Annotated in this window: 9 protein-coding genes and 4 pseudogenes; 7 read left to right on the top strand and 6 right to left on the bottom strand. The window is 71.6% G+C overall.

Annotated elements, in window-relative coordinates; genetic code table 11:
* Nucleotides 1-112: 112 nt before the first annotated feature.
* The 3 genes from OG435_RS04055 to OG435_RS04045 form a co-directional block, all read right to left on the bottom strand.
* A complete protein-coding gene (locus tag OG435_RS04055; RefSeq protein ID WP_266875325.1) occupies nt 113-3601 on the bottom strand; it encodes a condensation domain-containing protein in 3489 nt (1162 codons plus the stop codon).
* Complete coding sequence (locus OG435_RS04050) at nt 3598-9240, bottom strand: non-ribosomal peptide synthetase/MFS transporter (protein ID WP_266875324.1); 5643 nt, start codon at nt 9238-9240, stop codon at nt 3598-3600. The genes OG435_RS04055 and OG435_RS04050 overlap by 4 nt, the downstream gene beginning before the upstream one ends.
* A 122-nt stretch (nt 9241-9362) precedes the next feature.
* Nucleotides 9363-12515 carry a non-ribosomal peptide synthetase gene (locus tag OG435_RS04045; protein ID WP_266875323.1) on the bottom strand — a complete coding sequence of 1051 codons (3153 nt, stop codon included), beginning with the start codon at nt 12513-12515 and terminating at the stop codon, nt 9363-9365.
* A gap of 909 nt (nt 12516-13424) precedes the next feature.
* Between OG435_RS04045 and OG435_RS04040 the strand changes: the two are divergent.
* From OG435_RS04040 to OG435_RS04010, 7 genes and pseudogenes are all read left to right on the top strand, one after another.
* Nucleotides 13425-14901 (top strand): annotated as a pseudogene (locus tag OG435_RS04040) (NF041680 family putative transposase).
* A gap of 477 nt (nt 14902-15378) precedes the next feature.
* Nucleotides 15379-16581, top strand: a pseudogene (locus tag OG435_RS04035) (MFS transporter); the annotation flags it as partial.
* Nucleotides 16582-16956: 375 nt separating this feature from the next.
* Nucleotides 16957-18177 (top strand): annotated as a pseudogene (locus OG435_RS04030) (purine-cytosine permease family protein).
* 33 nt (nt 18178-18210) lie between these two features.
* The gene (locus tag OG435_RS04025; protein ID WP_266875322.1) at nt 18211-18420 is read left to right on the top strand and encodes a hypothetical protein; all 210 of its coding nucleotides are present in this window, start codon (nt 18211-18213) and stop codon (nt 18418-18420) included.
* A gap of 31 nt (nt 18421-18451) precedes the next feature.
* A pseudogene (locus OG435_RS04020) lies at nt 18452-18556 on the top strand (hypothetical protein); the annotation flags it as partial.
* A 122-nt stretch (nt 18557-18678) separates the two neighbouring features.
* Nucleotides 18679-19080 carry an agmatine deiminase family protein gene (locus OG435_RS04015; RefSeq protein WP_266875321.1) on the top strand — a complete coding sequence of 134 codons (402 nt, stop codon included), beginning with the start codon at nt 18679-18681 and terminating at the stop codon, nt 19078-19080.
* Nucleotides 18978-19637 (top strand): agmatine deiminase family protein, encoded by a 660-nt coding sequence (locus tag OG435_RS04010; RefSeq protein ID WP_266875320.1) that lies wholly within the window; start codon nt 18978-18980, stop codon nt 19635-19637. Before OG435_RS04015 ends, OG435_RS04010 begins: the two co-directional genes overlap by 103 nt.
* Before the next feature lie 327 nt (nt 19638-19964).
* Here the strand turns inward: OG435_RS04010 and OG435_RS04005 are convergent, their stop codons facing one another.
* The 3 genes from OG435_RS04005 to OG435_RS03995 all read right to left on the bottom strand — a co-directional run bounded on the left by OG435_RS04005 (nt 19965) and on the right by OG435_RS03995 (nt 21537).
* Nucleotides 19965-20096, bottom strand: a complete 132-nt coding sequence (locus OG435_RS04005; RefSeq protein ID WP_266875319.1) for a solute carrier family 23 protein — start codon at nt 20094-20096, stop codon at nt 19965-19967.
* A gap of 43 nt (nt 20097-20139) precedes the next feature.
* Nucleotides 20140-21042, bottom strand: coding sequence for an ectoine hydroxylase (gene thpD / locus OG435_RS04000; protein ID WP_266875318.1), 903 nt, complete (start codon nt 21040-21042; stop codon nt 20140-20142).
* Between the two features lie 90 nt (nt 21043-21132).
* Nucleotides 21133-21537 carry an ectoine synthase gene (locus tag OG435_RS03995; RefSeq protein WP_266875317.1) on the bottom strand — a complete coding sequence of 135 codons (405 nt, stop codon included), beginning with the start codon at nt 21535-21537 and terminating at the stop codon, nt 21133-21135.
* Nucleotides 21538-21546: the final 9 nt, after the last annotated feature.

Here is a 21546-nt window from a genome sequence, read left to right as displayed (position 1 = left end):
GGTCCGGTGCCGGGACGGCCTCGGGAGGGGCTCGCGACGGCCTTGGGCGGAGCCCGCGACGGCCTCGGGCGGGGCTCGCGGCGAGACCCGTCCCGAGGCGGCGGGCGCGGAGTCAGCCCAGGCGGTCGGCGGCCTCCTCCTCGCTGAGGGCGTCGATCTCCGCGATCAGGAGTGCCTCGATCCGGGCTGCCAGGGCCGCCGGCGTAGGGCTGTCGAAGACGTCGCGGATCGACACGTCGAGGCCGACGCCGGCCCGGATGCGGGCGGCGACCCTGGTGACGAGGAGCGAGTCACCGCCGAGGGCGAGGAAATCGTCCAGTACGCCGACCTTCGGTACGCCGAGCACCTCCTGCCAGAGGTCCACCACCAAGGCCTCGGCATCGGTACGGGGTGCCAGGTACCCGGCGCCGGCGCCCGCCGGCTCCGGGTCGGGCAGCGCCGCCGCATCGAGCTTGCCGTTGGCGGTGAGCGGGAGGGCGTCGAGCAGCACCACGGTGTCCGGCACCATGAAGGCCGGCAGTCGCAGTGCCAGGTGCTCGCGCAGCTCGCCCGCCTGCGGCGCGCCCGTCTTCGGCGCGGCTGCCGCGGGCTGCTGTCCGGCGTCGGGTCGCAGGACGGCGTAGGCGATCAGCCGGCGGCCGCCCCGGACCAGTACGGCCGCCAGGGCGACGGCCGGATGGGCGGTGAGGGCGGCCTCGATCTCGGCGGGCTCGATCCGGTATCCGCGGATCTTCACCTGGCCGTCGGCGCGGCCGAGGAACTCCAACTGCCCGTCGATGCGCCAGCGGGCGCGGTCGCCGGTGCGGTACATCCGGCCGTGCGGGGCGTCGCTGAACGGATCGGGGAGGAAGGCCTCCGCGGTCAGGTCGGGCCGGGCCAGGTAGCCGCGTGCGAGGCCCGCGCCGCCGATGTACAGCTCGCCCTCGGAGCCGGCGGGCAGCAGGCTGCCGCGCTCGTCCAGGAGGTAGAGCCGCACCCCCGGCAGCGGACGGCCGAGCGGAGGCCGCTGTCCGGGCGCGGTCACGCCGCCGGTTACGCTGCCGGGCCCGCCACCGGGGTCGCCAGCGCGCTCGCCGGCGAGCTCGCCCGCGGTGACGATGACGGTGGCCTCGGTCGGGCCGTACGTGTTGACCAGCCGGACGGTGTCGCCGTGCCGCTCCCGCCACCGGGCGAGCGTGGCGGCGCGCGCCTCGGACCCGCCGAGGACCACCAGACGCAGCGCGGGCGGCCACGGGGCCTGGTCTCCGAGCGAGACCAGTTCCTCCCAGTACGCGGTGGGCAGGTCGAGTACGGTGACGGACCGTCCGGCCTCGCCGCGCAGCAGGTCGGGCAGCATCCGGCCGCCGCCGGGCAGCAGGACGACACAGGCGCCCGCGGTGAGGGCGGGCCAGATCTCCTCGGCGTGGGTGTCGAAGCCGATGGAGGCGAACTGAACGATCCGGTCGCCCGGCCCGAGCCCGTACCCCTCCGGTCCGGCCATCCACCGGACCCGCTCGGCCAGAGCGGCGTGCTCGACGACGACGCCCTTGGGAGCACCGGTGGAGCCCGAGGTGAAGAGGACGTACGCGAGGCCGCCGGGGCCGGTCCCGGACGGCAGCGCGGCCCCTGCGGCCACCGAGCTCCCGGACGTGATGCCCACGGCCCCGGTCTGTGCGGCCGATGGCTGCTCGGCTCCGGCCTGTCCGACGGACGCCTGCTCGGCTCCGGCCTGTCCGGCCCCGGCCTGCTCGGCTCCGGCCTGTCCGGCCGACGGCTGCCCGGCCGATGCCTGCCCGGCCGATGCCTGCCCGGCCGATGCCTGCCCCGCCCCGGCCCGTCCGGCCGTGCCGGCAGGATCGCCGACGGCCAGTACCGGGAACCCCAGGTCCGGTCGCTCGCCTCCGGTGAGGAGGAGGGCGGCGTCCGCTTCGCCGAGCATCAGCCGCTGGCGTTCGGCCGGGTGCGCGGGGTCGAGCGGCAGATAGCCGGCGCCGGCCTTCCAGATCGCGAGCAGGGCGGTGACCAGTTCGAAGGACGGCTCGATCCGGACGCCCACCGCACGGCCGGCCACCGGACCCAGTCGCCCGGCCAGCTCGTCCGACGCGCGGTCGAGTTCGGCGTAGGTGAGGATGCTGCCCGCACATGCCAGGGCGGCTGCGTCGGGGCGGGCGGCGACCTGGTCGGCGAAGCCGCGCAGGACAGGGCGGGCGTCCTCGGCCACGGCGGGTCCGGCGCCGAGGGCGAGCACCGCGGCCCGCTCCTCGCCGGCCGGCAGCAGCCAGTCGCCGTGCAGCGGGACCTCCACGTCAGTGACGGCTCGCGCGAGCAGGTCGCGGACCCGGCGGGCCAGGGCCTCGACCGTGGCGCGCTCGAAGAGTTCCCGGTCGAAGCAGAACGAGAGCGTCATCCCGCCGTCCGGGGTCCGCCAACTGTCCAGCAGCAGATCGGTCTTGGCCCGGTCGAAGCCGGAGTCCATGCTCGCCGTGCGGACCCCCTCGGGCAGCGAGGTCCGCTCGTCGGCGCCGGCCAGCTCGTACTGGCTCTGGTGGACGAACACCGCCTGGTAGAGCGGGCCGACGCCGGGCAATACGGGCAGCTCCAGCTCGGCTGCCACCCGCTCGACCGGGACGTCCTGATGGCTCAGTGCGGCCATCGTCGCGGAGCGGACCCGGCGCAGCGCGGTGCGGAAGTCGGGTTCGCCGGTGAGGTCCGCGCGGATCACCCCGGTGCGGGAGAAGTAGCCGAGCAGGGCTTCGTGGGCGGTCTCCTTGCGGCCGGCCAGCGGGGTGCCGACGGCGAAGTCGTAGGTGCCGCTCCAGCGGGCCAGTACGAACTGGTAGGCGACGAGCAGCACCATGAACGGCGTGCAGCGCTGCCCGCGGGCCAGGGCGTCGAGTCCGGCGACGAGTTCGGGACCGAGGGCGAGCTCGGCGAAGCCGGCCGGATGGGCGGGGTCGGCGGGTCTGGGGTGGTCCAGCGGCATCCGCAGGGCGCTGACACCGGCCAGTCGTCCGCTCCAGTGCCGGACCGCCTCCTCCGCCGCGCCGCCGTCCAGCCTGGTCCGTTCGGCGAGGGCGAAGTCGCCGAACTGGAGCTTGAGTTGCGGTAGTTCGGCCGGACCCTCGCCGGTCTCCTCGCGGTACAGCGCGAGCAGCTCGCGCCACAGCACGGTGAACGACCAGCCGTCGGAGACGATGTGGTGGACCACCACGCTCAGCGCGTGCTCGTGCTCTCCGGCGCTGACCAGGACGGCCCGCAGGGGCGGGCGCTCGCCCAGGTCGAAGGGGGCGTTGACGAAGGGGGCACAGGCCGCGGTGAAGGACTCCTCCGCGGCGTCCGCTATCGGGACCAGGGTGAGCTCGACGTTCCGTACGGGCTCCACGAGCTGGACGGGCTGCTCACCGTCCAGGGCGAACCGGGTGCGCAGCACCTGGTGCCGCGCGGTGAGCCGGGTCAGCGCCGCGCCCATGGCCCGCGGATCGACCGGACCGCTCCAGCGTCGGTTCAGGTACATGTTGAACCCGGCGTCCTGCGGACCCAGTTGCTGGAGGAACCAGAGACGGCGCTGCTCGTCGGTCAGTGGATGGCGGGCGATCGGGGCCGGGGTCGGAGAGGTGGTCATCTGTTCATCTCGCTCTTCGTGCGGGCCTGCAGGGTCTCCAGGCCGATCAGGTCGTCGGACTCGGCGTCCGGGACTTCCCGGTCGAAGCGGGCCAGGACGGGAATGCGGAGGCTGATCAGGACCAGTGCGGCCATGGCGAGGCCGAACACCAGGTAGAGCAGCCCGATGCCGCGCCCGTCGCCCGTGCCGATCAGCGCGCCGACGCTGGAAGCCAGCGCACCGCCCTCGTCCATCAGGGGCTGGAGCAGTTCGGGACCGGCCGGGGCGACCAGGGCGAAGCCGATGGGCAGGGTGGACCAGGCGACCAGGGTGTTCACCGCGATCACCCGGCCGTGGAAGCGCATCGGCACCTTGGTCTGGATGACCGTCGCGTAGATGCCGTTGAGCAGCGCCAGTCCGTAGGTCATGCCGAACGCACCGGCGGCGACCACGGCCACTGAGGGCCGCAGCCCCGTGATGACGCAGGCGGCGGCGAGACCCAGGGCGGCGAACAGGACGCCGCGCAGGCGCATCCTGCGCGGGCCTCCCCAGACCAGCAGGGTGAGGCCGCCGAGGACGGCGCCCAGGCCGGCCGCGGTGGACACCCAGCCGGCCGCGGCGGTGGAGGAGAAGGAGAGCACCAGTGGGGTGATGAGCAGGAAGAGCGGGGAGAGGAAGATGTTCAGCGCCGCGAACCAGAACAGCATGGCCCTGAAGTGGCGGCTTCCGAGCGCCCGTCGGAAGCCCGCGCGGATCTCCGCGGCGACGCTCTCGCGTCGGGTGGCGGCCATCACGTCGGGGAAGCGCACCGCCAGGGTGACTCCGGTGGCGATCAGGTAGCTGACGACGTCGAAGACCAGGATGCCGCCGAGGCCGATCACGTGCAGGATGCCGACCGCGATCAGCGGAACGAGGAACTGCGCGAGGCCCAGGGCCATCTGGACCACACCGTTGGCGCGGCCGAGGAACCGCTTGGGCACCAGCTGCGGTACCGCCGAGCCCCAGGCGACGCGCTGGAAGGCGAGCGCGGCGGAGAGCAGGGAGATCATCATGTAGCAGTGCCAGATCTCCAGCGAGTCGCTGAGGTAGAGCGCCAGCAGGGCCGCCTGGGACAGACCGGCCGCGATGTCGCCGCCCAGCATCACCCGGCGGCGGTCGCCCCGGTCGACGATGGCCCCGGCCAGCGGGGCGACCACGATGCCGGGCACCAGGCCGAAGGCGGCGAGCAGACCGAGCTGGAACAGCGAACCGGTCTGCAGGTAGATCCAGATCGGCAGGGCGAACTCGGTGAGCGCCGAGCCGATCATCGAGAGCTGCTGGCCGGTGGCGACGGCCAGGAAGCGGCCCATGGTCGGGCGGACGGGTCGGCGGCGCGGGCGGGCCTTGCGGGACCACCTCCCCGGCGTCCCGGACGGCTCCGGATCCTCCGCCCGATCGGGCTCCTGCCCGGGTTCCGGCCCCGAGTCCGGCTCCGTCCCGGCGGCGTCGCGGGACAGGCCGGCCAGCCACCAGGTGGCATCGGCGGTGCGTTCGTGGCGCACCTCCTCGCCGGCGGCGATCGAGCGGTGCACTCCGGTCACGATGCCGGCCAGTTCCTCGGCACGGTACTTGAGGTAGAAGTGCCCGGCCTCGTCCAGGACCACCACGGCAGCGGTCCCGGTGATCCGGTGCCACTCGCGGTACCGCTCCTGGTAGAACTCGGTCGCCGGGTCGCGGTCGCCGCACACGGCGATCACCGGCGCCGTGATGGCACCTCCCTCGCTCTCGTACAGCTCGCCGAAGTAGCGCTCGGCGCCCTTGGTGCCGACCCGGCGGTTGTGCACGATCAGCCGCAGCTGTTCCTCGTCGACCTCATCGACGTCCAGGCCCGCCGCGGCCAGGGCGTTGATCATGCCCTGGTCGCTGCGCAGCCGGGCGGCCAGCTCGGCGAACCGCTCGGCCAACGCGGCGCCGCGACCCTTCGGGCGGGCGAACGGGAAGATGCCTCCGAGGTGGACGGCGTCGATCTTCCGGCCGGCCGCCTCCACCCGGCGGGCGATCTCCACGGTCAGCCGGACGCCGACCCCGCAGTGCCCGTACAGCACCAGGGGTCCGGCGACGTCGGCGACGATCTCCTCCGCGCAGAGCCGGGCGACCTCGTCGATGTCCATGGCCTCCTCGCCCAGCTCGTGGCCGGGGACGGCGATGGAGTGCAGGGCCCAGTCCGCGGGCATGGCGTCGGCGAGGGGCTTGTAGATCAGTGCGCTGCCGCCTCCGTAGGGGGCGCAGACCACACTGGCGGCCGCCTTGCGGCGCTCGGGGGTGAGCAGGTGCAGCAGCCGGCGCGGGCCGCGGTCGGCCTCGGGCGCGGTCACCAGTGCGGCGAGCCGGCGGACCGTCGGGTGTTTGAAGAGGTCCATCACGCCGACGGGTGCGGCCAGTTCGGGGAAGGCCCGGCGCATCCGGGCGACCACCTGGGTGGCGAGCAGGGAGTGGCCCCCGAGCTCGAAGAAGTCGTCCAGCGCGCCGACGCGGGGGAGCTCCAGCAGGTCCGCCCACAGGGCGGCGATGACCTGCTCGGCCCCTTCCTCGGGATCGACGTGGGTTCCGGCGGCCGGGCCGTCCGCGGGTGCGGGCAGCGCCTTGCGGTCGATCTTGCCGTGGGCGAGCAGCGGCAGCCGCTCCAGCACCACGTACCGGGCCGGGACCATGTAGTCCGGCAGGAACTCGCCCAGCGTGGCGCGCAGTTCGGAAGCGGTCGGCGGTTCACCGCCGGCGGGGCGTTCCAGGTAGGCGACGAGGTTCTGCTTGACGCCCTCACCGCGCGCCAGGACCACCGCCTGGGTGATGCCGGGCAGGGCGGTCAGCGCGGCCTCGATCTCCCCGGGCTCGACCCGGTACCCGCGGACCTTGATCTGGTCGTCGCCGCGGCCGAGGTAGTCCAGGGTCCCGTCGGTGCGCCAGCGTGCCAGGTCGCCGGTGCGGTACATCCGCGGGCCGCCGGTGACCGGGGCGGCGTACGGGTCCACGCCGGCCGGGGCGGCATACGGGTCGACGCGGCCCGGGGCGGCGTACGGATCGGGCAGGAACCGCTCGGCCGTCAGGTCCGGGCGCCCGAGGTAGCCACGGGCCAGCCGGTCCCCACCCAGGTACAACTCGCCGGTGACGCCCGGCGGAACGGGGTTGCGGGACTCGTCCAGCACGTAGCAGCGACCACCGGCCAGCGGGCTGCCGATCGGGGTGTTGCCCGGAGCGTCCAGGCCGTCGGAGGTGACCTCGTGGACCGTGATCCCCACCGTCGCCTCGGTCGGTCCGTAGTGGTTGAAGACCGCGCACCGGCCCAGTGCGGCGATGCCCGCCGCCCAGGACCAGCTGCTGGCCTCGCCGCCCAGGACCAGGGTGCGGCGCGGCAGCAGCCGCTCGATGGGCGCGTCGGCGGTCAGCGCGGCCAGGTGGGACGGCGTCATCTTGAGGTGGTCGATGCCCGCCCGCTCGATCTCGGAGGCCAGCTCCACGCCCGCGATCCGTCGCGGCAGCAGGTGGACCCGGCCGCCGGTCGTGAGCGCCAGGTAGAGCATGGTCATGCTGAAGTCGAAGGAGAGCGACTGCAGCAGCCCGTAGGAGCCCCCGGGTTCGATCCGCAGCCGCTCGCGGGCACCTGCGAGGTAGTTGAGGATCTGGCGGTGCTGCACCGCCACGCCCTTGGGCGTGCCGGTGGAGCCCGAGGTGTAGATCACGTACGCGAGGTGGCCGGGGCCGGAGACCTCCTCCAGCGCAGTCCCGTCCCCTGCCGGCGCGCCGTCCTCGTCGCCGTCCGTCAGCAGGTCGGCCGCCGGGTGGTCGCCGAACCGGGCTCGCAGCTCGGTGTCGGTGATCAGGACCTTGGCCCCGGCATCGGCGACCAGGTGGGCGAGCCGGGTGGGCGGCTGTTCGGGGTCGAGCGGCAGGTAGCCGCCGCCGGACTTGAGTACGGCGACCAGGGCCACCGCCAGCTCGGCGGACTGCTCCAGGCAGACGGCGACCCGGTCGTCCGCACCCACGCCTAGCGCCCGAAGGCGCCGGGCCATGGCGTTCGCGCGCCGGTCGAGGTCGCCGTAGGTCAGCGTGCGGTCCTCGAAGACCAGCGCGGGCGCCTCCGGCGTCCGGGCCGCTGCCTCGGCCAGTGCCCCGGTCAGCGTCGCGGGGCCGCCGTCCGGTAGCGCGGGACCGACGGCCCAATCACCCAGTACGGCCGACCGCTCGGCCGCGGTCAGCAGCGGGAGCCGGTCCACCGGCACTGCGGGGTCGGCGACGCCGGCCGCGGTCAGCAGCTCGAAGCGCTCGACGAGGCGCTCGACGGTGCCGGCGTCGAAGAGGTCGGTGCGGTACGTGAACAGACCGTAGAGGCCGCCGTCCGGCTCCTCGCGCATGTAGAGGGAGAGGTCGGCGTGGGTCGTCGTGGCTTCGTAGCCGAAGCCCTCGGTGTCCAGGCCGGCTGTGGGGGCGGTGGCGCGGTCGCCGTAGTTCTGGAATGCGAAGGTGGTCTGGAAGACGGCGGCGCGGCTGACGTCGCGTTCGACCGCGAGGTCGTTGACCATCTGCTCGAACGGCACCTCCTGGTGCGCGTACGCGTCGAGCGTGGTCTCGCGGACCCGGCTGATCAGCCGGCCGAAGTCGAGGTCGGCGCCGAGCCGGGCGCGGATCGGCAGCATGTTCACGAACGCGCCCACGACGCCTTCGAGTTCATGGTGGAGACGGCCGGCGACCGCGGAGCCGACCGCGAAGTCGCGCTGGCCGGAGTGCCGGCCCAGCAGGGCCTGGAACGCGGCCATCAGCACCATGTAGGTGGAGGCGCCGAAGGACCGCGCCACCTCGGCGATCCGGCGGGAGAGTTCGGGACTCCAGCGGAACTCGGTCGCGGCGCCGTCGAAGGTGAACAGCGGCGGTCGGGGCCGGTCGGAGGGCAACTCCAGCGCCGGGACGCCGTCGAGCTCCCTGCGCCAGTGCTCGCGCGAGGCGGCGATCTGCCCGTTCTCCAGGCGGCCGCGCTGCCAGGCCGCGTAGTCACCGAACTGGACTGACAGTGAGGGGAGTTCACCTGGAGCGCCGTGGGCGTGGTGGGCGTAGCGGAGGTCGAGCTCCCGGTTGAGGAGGTCGATGGACCAGCCGTCGCAGATGATGTGGTGCATCACCAGGGCCAGGACGTGGTCGTCCTCGGCGATCCGGACCACCAGGGCACGCAGCAGCGGGCCGGCCTGGAGGTCGAAGGGTTCGGCGATCAGGGCGCCGAGTTCGGCGGCGGCGCGCGCCTGCGGGTCCGGGTCCGTACCGGCGTCCAGGTGCCGGGCCGCGAACGGCGCGGGCTCGCAGACCCGGACTTCGGCGGTGCCGGCCTCGGTGGTGGCGAAGGTCATCCGCAGACTCTCGTGCCGGGCCACCAGGTCGGTCAGAGCGGTGTCGAGCGCTGCGCGGTCGAAGGGGCCGCGCAGCCGGCGGGCCGGTGCCAGGGTGTAGGCAGTGGATCCGGGAGCGAGCTGGTCCATGAACCAGAGCCGTTCCTGGCCGCTGGAGAGCGGCGGTGCGGTGTCCGCCGGGCGGGGGTCCACCACCCGGGCGGGGGCCGAGGCGCCCCGCAGCCGCCGGCTGAGGAGGGCGCGCTTGGCTGCGGACCAGTCGGTGGGCAGGTCCTGGGTATCCGTCATCGAGTTCCTGTTCGGGCGTGCGGCGGGGGAGGAGCCGGAGAGTGCGGGCGCGGCGGGGCCGGGCGCGGCACGGCGCCCTGCGTCCGGCGTACCGGGCGCAGGGTCGCGCGGGAGGTGACGGGCTACTGGCGTTCCCGGACGGCGGCAGCGATGCCGGCCGGGGTCGGGACGTCGAAGAAGACGTCGAAGTCGAGCTCCACGCCGAGCGCGTCGCGGATCCGGGCGGCGATCTGGATCACGGTCAGCGAATGTCCGCCGAGGTCGAACAGGTCGTCCTCGGGGCCGACATCGGGCAGGTTGAGCACCTCGGCCCAGATCCGGCGGACGATTGAGGTCGTCTCGTCCTCGGCGCGGACCTCGGTGCCCGATGCGGCTTCGGCGGTCTGCGGCGCCGGAGCCTCCCGCGGCGGCGGAACGGGCAGGGCCCGCCGGTCCAGCTTGCCGTTCGGGGTGAGCGGCAGGCGCTCCATGGTGAGCCAGCGCTGCGGCACCATCGCGGCCGGCAGGGTGCGCATCAGGTGCTCGCGCAGCTCGGCGGGGGTGGGCGACGGGACGCCGGCGGCCGGTACCGGATAGCCGGCCAGGAAGGGCTCGCCGTCCTCCTCGGTGCGGACGGCGACGGCGGCCTGGGCGAGGGCCGGGTGCTCCAGCAGGGCGGACTCGATCTCGCCGAGCTCGATCCGGTGGCCGCGGATCTTGACCTGGTCGTCGATGCGGCCGAGGAACTCGAGATCGCCGTCGGCCGTCAAGACGGCGCGGTCCCCGGTGCGGTAGAGCCGGGCGCCGGGCGGGCCGAACGGGCTCTGCACGAACCGTTCGGCGGTGAGTTCGGGCCGGCCGAGGTAGCCGTGGGCGACGCCGTCCCCGCCGATCAGCAGTTCTCCGGGGATCCCGAGAGGGGTGGGGCGCAGCTGCTCGTCCACGACGTAGGTCCGGGTGTTGGCGATCGGTCGGCCGATCCGGACCTGATCGGGATCGGCGGGGAGTTCGGCGCAGGTGGACCAGATGGTGGTCTCGGTGGGCCCGTACACATTGAACAACCGGGCGGTGAGCGCCCGCAGTTCGCGGGCCAGGGGGAGCGGCAGTGCCTCGCCGCCGGCCAGGCCGGTGACGGCGGCCAAGGCGTGGGCGGGGCGCCCGCCGGCCCCGGTCGCCGCCGTGAGCATCACCCGCCATCCGGACGGGGTGGCCTGGACGTGGGTGACGCCCTCGGTGCCGATGAGCGCGAGCAGGCCGGGGCCGTCGACGGCGAGGCCGTCCGGAGCCAGGACCAGGCGGCCGCCGGTGATCAGCGGCAGGTAGAGCTCCAGCGCGGAGATGTCGAACGAGAGCGAGGTCAACCCGAGCCAGGCGTGCTCGGGGCCGGAGCCGAGCAGGTCGGCGAAGGAGGTGAGGAGGTTGACCAGCGCCCGGTGGCCGACCGCGACGCCCTTGGGACGGCCCGTGGAGCCGGAGGTGTACAGGACGTACGCCACGTCCTCCGGGCCGGGGGCGGCCTCGGTGCCGACCCCGGGGGCGGCCCCGCCCGGGTCCTGCGCCGACCACGCGGGGACCCGTAGCACCGCGGTGGCGGCAGCCTCCACGAGCGGCGAGGGCTCGCGGTCGGCGAGCACCAGAACGGCTCCGGAGTCGCGCAGGACGAGGGCCAGTCGCTCGGCCGGATAGCCGGGGTCCAGCGGCAGGTAGGCCGCGCCGGTGGCGAGGACTGCGAGCAGCGCGGCGGGCAGGTCGGCGGTGCGGTCCAGGTGGAGGGCGACCAGGTCGCCGGGACGGACGCCGCCGGCACGCAAGGCCTCTGCCAACTGTTCGCTACGGAGGATCAGTTCGCGGTAGGACAGGTGGCGGCCGGAAGCACTGACCGCGATCGCCCCGGGGGTGGCGGCCGCCTGCGAGCGGACCAGGTCGAGCACGGTCCGGTCGGCGGGATAGGGCCGGTCGGTGGCGTTCGGCACGGCCGTGACGGCCCGGAGCTCGGCGGCGTCCAGGAGCGGCAGATCCACCAGCCGGGTGCCGGGGGCGGCGACCGCGCCGGCGAGCAGGGTGCGGTAGTGGCCGGCGATCCGGCGGGCGGCGTCCGGGGCGAGCACGGCCGGGTCGTACTGGAGGCTGAAGTCGATGCCGCCGCCCGGGGCGCCGGGGGTGCCGGGGGCCTCGACCGCCTGGAGGTGGAGGGTGTTGCGGGCGGTGCCGTTGTGCACGGCCCACGCGACCCGGGCACCGGTGCCGGCGAATTCCGGGTCCGGTCCGCGCCGGCGGTAGCCGAGCGAGACCGCGGTCAGGCCGACGCGGGGGCTCAGTCCGGGGACGGCGGTGCCGAAGGGCACGCCGCGGTACGGGTAACCGGCCCGCAGCTCGGCCCGGACGGCGGCGGCGAAATCGGCGAAGGTCCGCGACGCATCGCCCGGCGGCGCGTGGACGGGCAGCTCGTTGACGAACAGCCCTATCTCGTCCGCGAGTTCAGCCGTGCGGGTGGAGAACGGGACGGATATCGGCACCGCTTCGCCGCCGTACCGCCGCAGCAGCCCGTGCAGGGCCGCGAGCAGGAACTCGAAGACGGTGGTACCGGCGAGGGTGGCCGCCGCGGCCAGCTCTTCGGCCTCGGCGCCGTCGAGGCGCCACTCGACCGCCTCACCGGCCCCGGCGACGGTCGAGGCATGCGCCGCACCGGGCAGTACCGGGTCGGTGGCGGCGGCCCAGCGCGGCCCGTACCACTCGGCGGCTCCGCGTACGGCGTCCGGATCGGCGGCCGGTCCGGCCGGTGCGCTGCCCGGCGTGTCGGCCGGGGCGAGGGGCAGGGGTGCCGAGGCGTACGCGGCTGCGAGGTCCCGGGTCAGGACGTCCTTGGAGTTGCCGTCGAAGACCGCGTGGTGGGCGGTGACCAGCAGCTCCGCGCTGCCGTCGGCGCGTCGGTACAGGGTGAAGCGGCTGAGCGGTCCGGTCTCCAGGACGAACGGGCGGGCGGCCTCCCCCTCCAGCAGCTTCTCCAAGTCGGCTTCGTCGGTGGGCGCTTCGAGCCGCACCAATTCGGGCCGTCGCCTCGCGGGTTCCTGCCGGACCTTGCCGTCACGCTCCACGAGCCGGGCGGACAGGACCGGATGGCGGTTGGTCACCGCGGCCACCGCGCGGGCCAGCTCCGCCGTGTCGATCCGGTCGAAGGAGATCCGCACCGGCATGTGGAACGCCTCGCGGGCCAGCCCCAGCCGTTCGGTGAGCCAGACGCCGTGCTGGGCCGGCGAGGCCGGCGCAGGGTCGGGCAGGGGGAGTACTTCGGACATCGGCGGCTCACTTAGGACGTCGGAGCAGGGTGGCGGAGCTGCACGGGTGAGCGTGCGGACGCGACATGGGGCGCGGGCTGCCACACGGTGGCCCCCCCGGGGCACCAACGGCAGGCTGCGGCAAGCGGGTTCGGTGACGGCATCGGCCACGGTGTGGCGCCCGGCCCTCCCCCGGGGACCGGCCGACGGCCGTGAACGGTCAGGACCGCCGGACGTCCAGGGATCTCCCGGGACGTCCGGTGCCTCGGCTCGGGCCCCCACCCGATGAAGACAATTGGTCCAGACCTGTCGAGAGATTCGCACAACGCCCATGGGGCGTCAAGGGGTGTCCATTGCCCGGAATGGGCCGCCATGTGCGCGTCGATCTGTACCGGAGTTCTCCCAAACATCCGGGCGAGCATGCATCTTTGACGATTCGTCATCACTTGTTTGCCGACCGGTCGACTCCGGCGCGTGGCCCACGGGGCGCCGTGACCGCACGGCGCCGACGCTCATGATTCGCGTTCGAGACGGCGCAAAAGGCCCTGCAAGAAGATGTCCCGCTCCCACGTGGATCTCCCGTTCGAGAGCGCATGAGGATGCTGGTGGGGCGAGAAGAACCATTGCGTCTTCCGCGGTCTCAACGCGAGCGGCATGCAGTTCAGGATGGAGAGCAACGTATCCCCGGCCGAGGTGGAACGCCTTGCCGGCGCGGGCGTGAAGAGGATCCAACCAGGCATCGAGTCACTCTCCGCACCGGTACTGAAGTTGATGCGAAAGGGCGTCACCGCGCTTCAGCTTGTCGTTTATGGTCCGATGTCGAACGCGACTCGCACTTGGTCGGCGTTTTCGCAGTTCAGCGGACGCGAAGGCGGCCTTCGCTTGATCCTGGGCTCCGTCACAGAGCGGATCAGCGCGAAGGCCGTGGTCATGAGTCTGATGGAGCAGGACGTCCTGCGGGACGCGTTCGCGGAAGTGTCACACTTCCGGTCGGAGTTGTACGCGTGTCTGACCGTGCGGGGCGATGCCTTGTTCGAGTTGTGCGACGCGTTGCTGTGCACGGACGGACCGGTGCGGACGCTCGTAGATCTCGCGCTCGCGCCTGAACACCGCCGTGGTCACGGTGGTTTGTACGGCGGTCTCAACCAGGGCCGGATCGATGTCGCCCGGCTGCGCCGGGCCCTGGCCGGGATGCCACTGCCGAGGGCGGCGGACGGCAGGCTGGTCCTGGCGGTGGACGTCTCGCCGTGGCTGAGGCCGGACGCCAATACCTGGCGGTGACCGGGCCTTCTGCCACACTTTCGGCCGTGGCGTGGGCAAACACCAGATGGTGCCCGGCTGGCCGTACTCGGTAGTGGCCGCGCTGGAGAGCGGCCGCACCTCGTGGACGGCAGTGCTCGATGCGGTCCGTCTCCGGCCCGGCGCTGACGTGGCAGCGGTGACCACGTTCCAGATTCGCGAGGTCCTCGAGCGACTCGTTGCAGCGGGCCAGTGGAAGCCAGGCGACCCGAACATCCTGGTCGTGCTGGACGCCGGATACGACGCTCCGCGCATCGCTCACCTGCTGGCCGGCCTGCCCGTCGAGATCCTGGGACGGATGCGTTCGGACCGGGTGATGTGCCGGCCGGCTCCCACCCGCGAGGAGTTCCACAGGCAGCATCCCGCCGGCGGACGCCCACCGAGGCACGGCGGCGAGTTCGTCTTCGGCCAGCCCGAGACCTGGGGCTCTGAGCATGTCGTGACGGCCACGGACACCCGCCTCTACGGGAATGCGACCGCGCGGGCGTGGGACCGGCTGCACCCCAGGCTGACCCGGCGGGCCGCCTGGCTCGCCCACGGGGCTGAACTGCCCGTGATCGAGGGGACCGTCATCCGCCTGACCGTGGAGAAACTGCCCAGCGGCGGGGTCAACAAGCCGGTCTGGCTGTGGTGGTCGGGCACCGGCGCCACCACCGCGGACGTCGACCGCTGCTGGCAGTCCTTCCTCCGACGATTCGACCTCGAGCACACCTTCCGCCTGTTCAAACAGACCCTCGGCTGGACCAAGCCCCGGCTCCGCAGCTCGGACGCGGCAGACCGCTGGACCTGGATCATCCTGGCCGCACATGCCCGGCTCCGCCTTGCCCGCCCGCTGGCCGCCGACCTCCGCCGGCCGTGGGAGAAGCCAGCGGAACCGAACAGGCTGACACCGGCCCGCGTCCGCAGAGGGTTCAGGAACCTGCACGCGCGGACCGGCACACCAGCCCGTGCACCAAAACCGACCCGCCCGGGCCCCGGCCGACCTCCCGGCTCGAAGAACCAGCGTCCCGCCACCCGCTACGACGTCGGACGCGTCCTCGCCACCGGCGAGCCCTACACCCGACCAGCACACCACAAAATCGGGACCAAACCCCGCCGAACTGGATAAACGACAAGTTCAGAACATGAACCTTCTGAGGTGGAGCAGGTTCCATGGAATCGAAGGCGGCTGGAATCTCCTGTGGGGGGATTCCCCGGCGAGCTGGCGGAGCACTACTCCGCCCAAGTCGCCGTGCTCGAAAGAATTCCTCATCTGCAACCGCCGGGCGGCGACGGTCGGTTGTGGCTCGAACGGTTCAGTCCCATATGCCAGTTCGGTCCTGGCTTCATGAAGATGGACGAACGGCGTCCAGGATCCGCACACCGCTCGTACGTCGTCGACGGAGTGCACGCCGACCTCTACCGCCGTTGTTTCAGCAAACCTCGATCAGTTCGCGCGGTCAGCCGAGAAATGGGTCACTCCGAAGGGCCGGTCCTGGGGGTTGGTCGCCGACCTGGCCGGTCTGGGACTTGTCCTGTGCGAGGACAGTAAGATCCTTGCCCGCGCGCTCCCACCTCCCGGCGGCCGGCGACACCTTTCAGAGAGTCGAACGTGATCAAGTTTTACCGCCTCTGGGTATCCACCGCGTCCTCGAACTTCGGAGACGGGCTGCTCCGTGTCCTGCTGCCGCTCCTGGCCCTGGCCTGGGGTGCCTCCGGCTTCGAGGTGTCCCTCGTCGTCGCGTCGAGCTATCTGCCCTGGTTGTTCGGAAGCCTGCTCATCGGTGTCTTCGTCGACCGGTTGAACCGGTCCACGATCATTCGCGCGGCGAACGCGATACGCGTGCTCGCGACCTTCGCCCTCCTGTCCTTGACGGTCGCCGACCTGGCGAGCGTCGCCCTGCTGATCGCGCTGGCCCTGGTGCACGGGGTCGCCGAGGTGGCGGCCGATCTGAGTTCGCAGAGCGCGGTCTCCCAGGTGGTCAGGAACGAGCAGCTGGAAAGCGCGTACGGGCGGATATCCGTGTCCCAGGTGGTCGCGAATACGCTGGTGGGGCCGGCGGTGGCCGGACTTCTCTTCGGGCGGACGCAGGCCGCCGTGATCGGACTCATCTGCGCCTGCTACGTGATCGCCGGGCTGTCGGTCCCGGCCACTCCCGACAGCGACCAGGACTCCCCGGAGCCCTGGTCTCCCCGGCAGATCTGGCGGGAATTGCGCATCGGGGTGTCGGCCGTCACCAGTAATTCCTGGCTGCGTCGCGCCGCACTGTCGGTGGGTGTCATGAACTTCGCGTCGGGTGCCAATGCCGCAATGCTGGTCACGTACGCAGTGAGTCCAGGTCCGCTCCAGCTCACGACGGGCGAGTACGGATTGCTGCTGTCCGCCCTCGGGATCGGGTCGATGATCGGCAGTGCGGTCGCGGCCCGGGTTTCCCGGTTGCTCGGGAAGTCCCACGCGGTGGCGGTCGGCGTCGGGGGACTACTCACCACCATCGCGGCGCCCGGCCTCTCGGACAGCGTGTGGGTCATCGCGCTGTTGATGACCGCAGGCAGCACGGTGGGCACGCTCTTCGGGGTGAAGGTCATCTCCATGCGGCAGAGATCCGTGTCGAACGAGCTCCTCGGCCGCGTCCATTCCGCGTTCCAGTTCGTCGGGATCGGGTCGGCGCCCCTCGGTGCGGCATTCGGAGGGCTGATGGCATCGATGGTCGGCATCCGGCCGGTGTTCCTGTGCCTGAGTGCGGTCGCCGCGCTGGCCGTCGTCCTGCTGAGGCCGTGGCGCCGGGAGCCGGTGTCCGTGGCGGCGTGAGCCCCGCCGTTCCAGCAGCGGATCCAGGGCGTGGCGGCAGGCGTCGACCTGCTGCTCCGATAGGGCCGCCCCCGGCCACCGCCTGCTCCTCAGCCGGCTCGTCCCTGCCACGGAGACGCTCGCACACGGCTACTGAAAATTCCGTCAGCACGAATACATGGTACCGAGGGCCTCTGGGGCGCTATATCCAAGGTCTGATGCGCCAAATCCAGACATTCGTGCTCATCGGTCGCGCATGTGGACCCAGGCTGGACTTGCTTGCAAGGAACATGCGCCTTGGCCATTGACTGGAATTTCAGTCAGTCCCTACGGTGAGCGCAGCCTGATCGGCTCTGGAGGGGCGAGGCGGCTCAACGGCCGTGCGAATGCCCGTATATGGGAGATCAAATGGGAACAACTGCCTCAGAGGTATCGGATTCAACACCTCCTGCGGGCATCGAAGTGCACTCGATCGACTGGGTGCCCCTCGAGGAACGGCACGGCAAACCTTCAAGCGTCGGGGCCATATGGTTCGTCGGCAGTTTCAACCTCACGGGCCTGGCGACCGGCGTCGTGACCCTCTCCATGGGAGCCTCGCTCCTCTGGACGGTGGTCGCCACGGTTCTCGGTTCGCTCTTCGGAACGTTCTTCATGGCGTTCCACTCGGCCCAGGGCCCCCAGCTGGGCCTTCCCCAACTGGTGTAGTCGCGACCTCAGTTCGGCTACTTGGGTGCGGCGTTCACCGTGTGGGTGTTCGCCCTGGTCAACTACGTGGCCTTCAACACGTCCGACGCCCTGCTGTCCGGGCAGGCCCTGAACACGCTCACCGGCATACCGAACGGGCTCGGCTACGCGCTGGCCGCCGTGGTGGCGGCCGTCATCGCCCTGTTCGGATACGAGTGGATCCACCGCCTGAACAAGTGGCTCACCTGGCCCTTCGTGGTGATCACCGCGGCGATCACCGGGGCCGACCTGTTCGGCGGCGGGCTGCCGGACGGGGTCTGGGACGCAGGCCCGTTCGAGCTCGCCCCGTTCATGCTCGTCTTCGTCTTCGTCGCGGGCTTCCAGCTGGGCTGGGCGCCGTACGTCTCGGACTACTCGCGCTACCTCAGGCCCGACGTCCCGGTGCGCAGCACCTTCTGGTGGACCTACCTGCCCAGTGCGGTCTCCGGCATCTGGGTGTTCGTCCTCGGCGCCGTGGTCTCGGCCGGCGCCCCCGAGGGCACCGACCCGGTGACCGCCCTGAAGCTGGCGGCGGACCGGCTGTTCAGCGGGTTCGGCACGGTTGCCGTGGTCGTGCTGCTGGTGGGGCTGCTCTCCATCATGGCGATCAACCAGTACGGCGGCAGTCTCACGATGATCTCGATCGTGGACTCCTTCCGGCCGGTCAAGCCGACGCGGAACATCCGGATCGCGACGATCGGGATCATGATGGTGGCCGTCGGGACGGTCTCCATCCTCGTCGGCATCGATCAGTTCAACTGGTTCTTCGCCAACGTGGTCGTGGTGCTGACGTACCTGTTCATCCCGTGGAAGGCCATCAACCTGGTCGACTTCTTCTTCGTCCGGCGCGGCCAGTACGTCGTCAAGGAGATCTTCAACCCGGACGGCATTTAAGGCCGATGGGGATGGCGGGGGAATCTCGCCTACGTGATCGGCCTGGCCTGCATGGCGCCCTTCATGGTCATCACCGGCCTCTACGTCGGGCCCGTCGCGGAGTCCCTCGGGGGCGTCGACTACTCGATCTTCGTCGGCCTCCCGGTGTCCGGCTGCCTCTACTGGCTCTTCGCCCGAAGCCTCGACCTGGACACCGAGCGCCGGATGGTCCGAGAGGAAGGGCTGCTCGACCGACTCCACTGAGCGACCCCGCGCCCGCACCGACAGCACTGCCATGAACAGGGAGCACCACGTGATGACAGAGAACGACGGCCACAAGTCGCCCATCAGCCGCAGAACCCTCCTGGCCCGCACCGGAGCGGCCGCGGCCGCGCTGGCGGTGGGGCCGGTCCTCGGTGGCATTCAGCCCGCCATGGCCGCGTCCTGGCGGGTACCCGGGGAGGAGACGTCGCACAAGCGGACCTGGATGGCCTGGCCGTCCAGCTCCACGATCTGGGCAGCGTGCTGTCCAAGATCCAGGCCGACATCGCGAAGCTCGCCAAGGAGATCGCCAAGTACGAGCAGGTCATCATGTGCGCGGACGGCTCCTCCGCCGAGTCGACGGCCAGGAGCATGTGCGGGTCCACCGTCACGGTGATCAGCTCGGTTCCCGTGTCGGACTGCTGGATGCGGGACACCGGCCCGCTGTTCCGCGTCGACGGCGCCGGTGGTCTGGACGCCATCGGCCTGAACTTCAACGCCTGGGGCGAGAACGCCACGACTTCTACGGCATCCCCGCCTCCGCCTACAACAAGGACCGCGTGGTCGAACAGAACCTCGCCGCCTACAACGGGGTCCCGTTCGCCAGGGCGTCCGTGGTCGGTGAAGGAGGCGGTGTGGAGTACGACGGCGACGGCACGCTGATGGCGACGGAGAGCTGTTGGGTGAACCCCAACCGGAACCCCGGCAAGACGCGCGGCCAGATCGAGGCGGAGCTGCTCTCCCGGTTCGGCGCCACGAAGATGATCTGGCTGCCCGGCGTCACCGGAGAGGACGTCACCGACGGCCACATCGACGGGACCGCCCGCTACATCAAGCCCGGCGTGGTGATGGTGCAACTGGCCGGTGCGGTGCGGCCGGCCGTCTGGACCGCCAACGCCAACGCCATCCGCGACGTGCTGGCGAACGCGACCGACGCCAGGGGGCGCCGACTCCAAGTCCTCACCATCGAGGGCCCGGACACCCTGCCCCGGAACTCGCGGGGCAAGCAGGCGGCGTTCCTCAGCTCCTACTTGAACTGGGCGGTGACCAACCAGGCGGTGATCACCACCCAGTTCGGCGACACCGCCAAGGACGCGGCGGCCAAGACGGCCATCGCGGCCGCCTACGGCCGGCCCGTCGTACAACTCAACCTCGACAATCTCTACGGCAACGGGGGCGGTGGCGCGCACTGCGTCACCATGCAGGAGCCCAACCTCTGAGCGACGGGCCCGGCTCTCATGCCCGAGAGCCGGGCCGGCCGTCCCCGCTTCCGTCGGGGGCGGCGTTCCGCTGAACACCTCCGGAAGTACGGACACCCCGAAGAATGTCAGGATCATGCGCCTACGGGCCCAGTTGTCGCGAGGGGTCTTGTACGTGTACGGCGCTCCGTTCTCAGCTGCCGAAGACGCTCGTCGAGTACCGGCTGGCCCGCCGGGTCGGTGCGGAACGGCTGGAGTACCGCCTGGGCATGGATCCCTGCGAGTACCGCGCGGCCGAGTCCTGAGACGACTGTCCGACCGGTTCTGGGAGTTGGTCGGCGAAGAGAGTTAGAGCCAGAGGAGGGCCGGGCGGGGGAGGCTCATGATCTTGGTCAGCCGCATCAGGCCGATGCTCTCCGCGAACGCCGCGTACGGGAACGAGGTGAGGACGCCGCCCAGCGCCGATCTTCCAGACCCCAAGGGCCTGGAAGATCGAGGCCACGCCGCAAGTCGGCCGGTTTCGTCAGCCCACCGGGGTGAAGTCCTGCGAGGCGATGTACCGGGGTCGGCGCACAGGGGCGGCGAAGGGCTTCTCGGGGCGGTTGTCGACGCTGTTGAAGACGAGGAACACGTTGCTGCGCGGGTAGGGCGTGATGTTGTCGCCCGAGCCGTGCATCGCGTTGCAGTCGAACCAGGTGGCCGAGCCCGCCTTGCCGGTGAAGACCTTGATGCCGCAGGCCGAGGCGAACGTGGTCAGCGCCTCGTCGGACGGAGTGCCCGCGTCCTGCATCTGAAGGGACTTCTTGTAGTTGTCCTTCGGCGTCGCACCGGCGCAGCCCAGGAAGCTCCGGTGGGAGCCGGGCATGATCATCAGGCCGCCGTTGCTGGTGTAGTTCGGCGTCAGGGCGATGGACACCGACACGGTGCGCATGTTCGGCAGGCCGTCCTCGGCGTGCCAGGTCTCGAAATCGGAGTGCCAGTAGAAGCCGCTGGCCCCGAAACCGGGCTTCACGTTGATCCGGGACTGGTGCACGTACACGTCGGAGCCCAGGATCTGTCGCGCGCGCCCCACGACGCGCGGATCGGCGGCGAGGGCCGCGAACGCCTCGCTGATCCGGTGGACCTCGAACACCGAGCGCACTTCCCGGGACTTCGGCTCCACGACGGACCGGTCGTCGGCCAGCGTCGAGGGATCACGGAGCAGCCGGTCCATCTCGGCCCGGTAGACCTCCGTCTCCTCGGGCGTGATGAGTTCGCCGACGGACAGGAAGCCGTCGCGCTCGTAACTCTCCAGCTCGTGGGCCCATATCGGGCCCGGCGTACCGGGCTCGGACCAGACGACGGGGTCCACGCGGCCGGTCAGCACCTCCTCGGAGCCCCGGGTCGGATACAGGTCCTTCGCCGTGCGTGCGGATGCGTAGGTCATGGTGGTGCCTGCCTCTCCTCTCTGAACTGCTCTTCTGTGCTGCTCTACTGCCCTGCTGTACTGCTCTCCACCGCGTACGGGTTGCGCGGCTCAGCCATGGCCGGGCTCCGTGAGCAGCGGGTACACGCCGTTCTCGTCGTGGTCCTCCCGGCCGGTGACGGGCGGGTTGAAGACGCACAGGCAGCGGAACTCCCGCTTCACGAGCAGGGTGTGCCGCTCGTGGCCGTCCAGGAGGTACATGGTTCCCGGCGTGATCGTGTGGGTCAGGCCCGTCTCCTCGTCCGTGAGTTCGGCCTCTCCCTCCGTGCAGACCACGGCCTCCACGTGGTTCGCGTACCACATGGACGTCTCGGTCCCGGCGTACAGGACGGTCTCGTGCAGGGAGAAGCCGACGCGTTCCTTGGCCAGGACGATGCGCTTGCTCTCCCAGGTGCCGGATGCCGCCCTGACGTGGCGGTCGGTTCCCTCGAGGTCCCGGAACGAGCGGACGATCATGGTGGTGCC

This window comes from Streptomyces sp. NBC_01264 (genome assembly GCF_026340675.1).
Lineage (GTDB): Bacteria > Actinomycetota > Actinomycetes > Streptomycetales > Streptomycetaceae > Streptomyces.
This window is presented reverse-complemented; position numbering and strand designations above follow the sequence as displayed.

Excerpts from the sequence above, each read along its gene's own strand:
- OG435_RS04045 (WP_266875323.1), bottom strand. The coding sequence starts at position 12,515 with ATGTCCGAAGTACTCCCCCTGCCCGACCCTGCGCCGGCCTCGCCGGCC.
- OG435_RS04055 (WP_266875325.1), bottom strand. The coding sequence starts at position 3,601 with ATGACCACCTCTCCGACCCCGGCCCCGATCGCCCGCCATCCACTGACC.
- thpD (WP_266875318.1), bottom strand. The coding sequence starts at position 21,042 with ATGACCTACGCATCCGCACGCACGGCGAAGGACCTGTATCCGACCCGG.
- OG435_RS04050 (WP_266875324.1), bottom strand. The coding sequence starts at position 9,240 with ATGACGGATACCCAGGACCTGCCCACCGACTGGTCCGCAGCCAAGCGC.
- OG435_RS03995 (WP_266875317.1), bottom strand. The coding sequence starts at position 21,537 with ATGATCGTCCGCTCGTTCCGGGACCTCGAGGGAACCGACCGCCACGTC.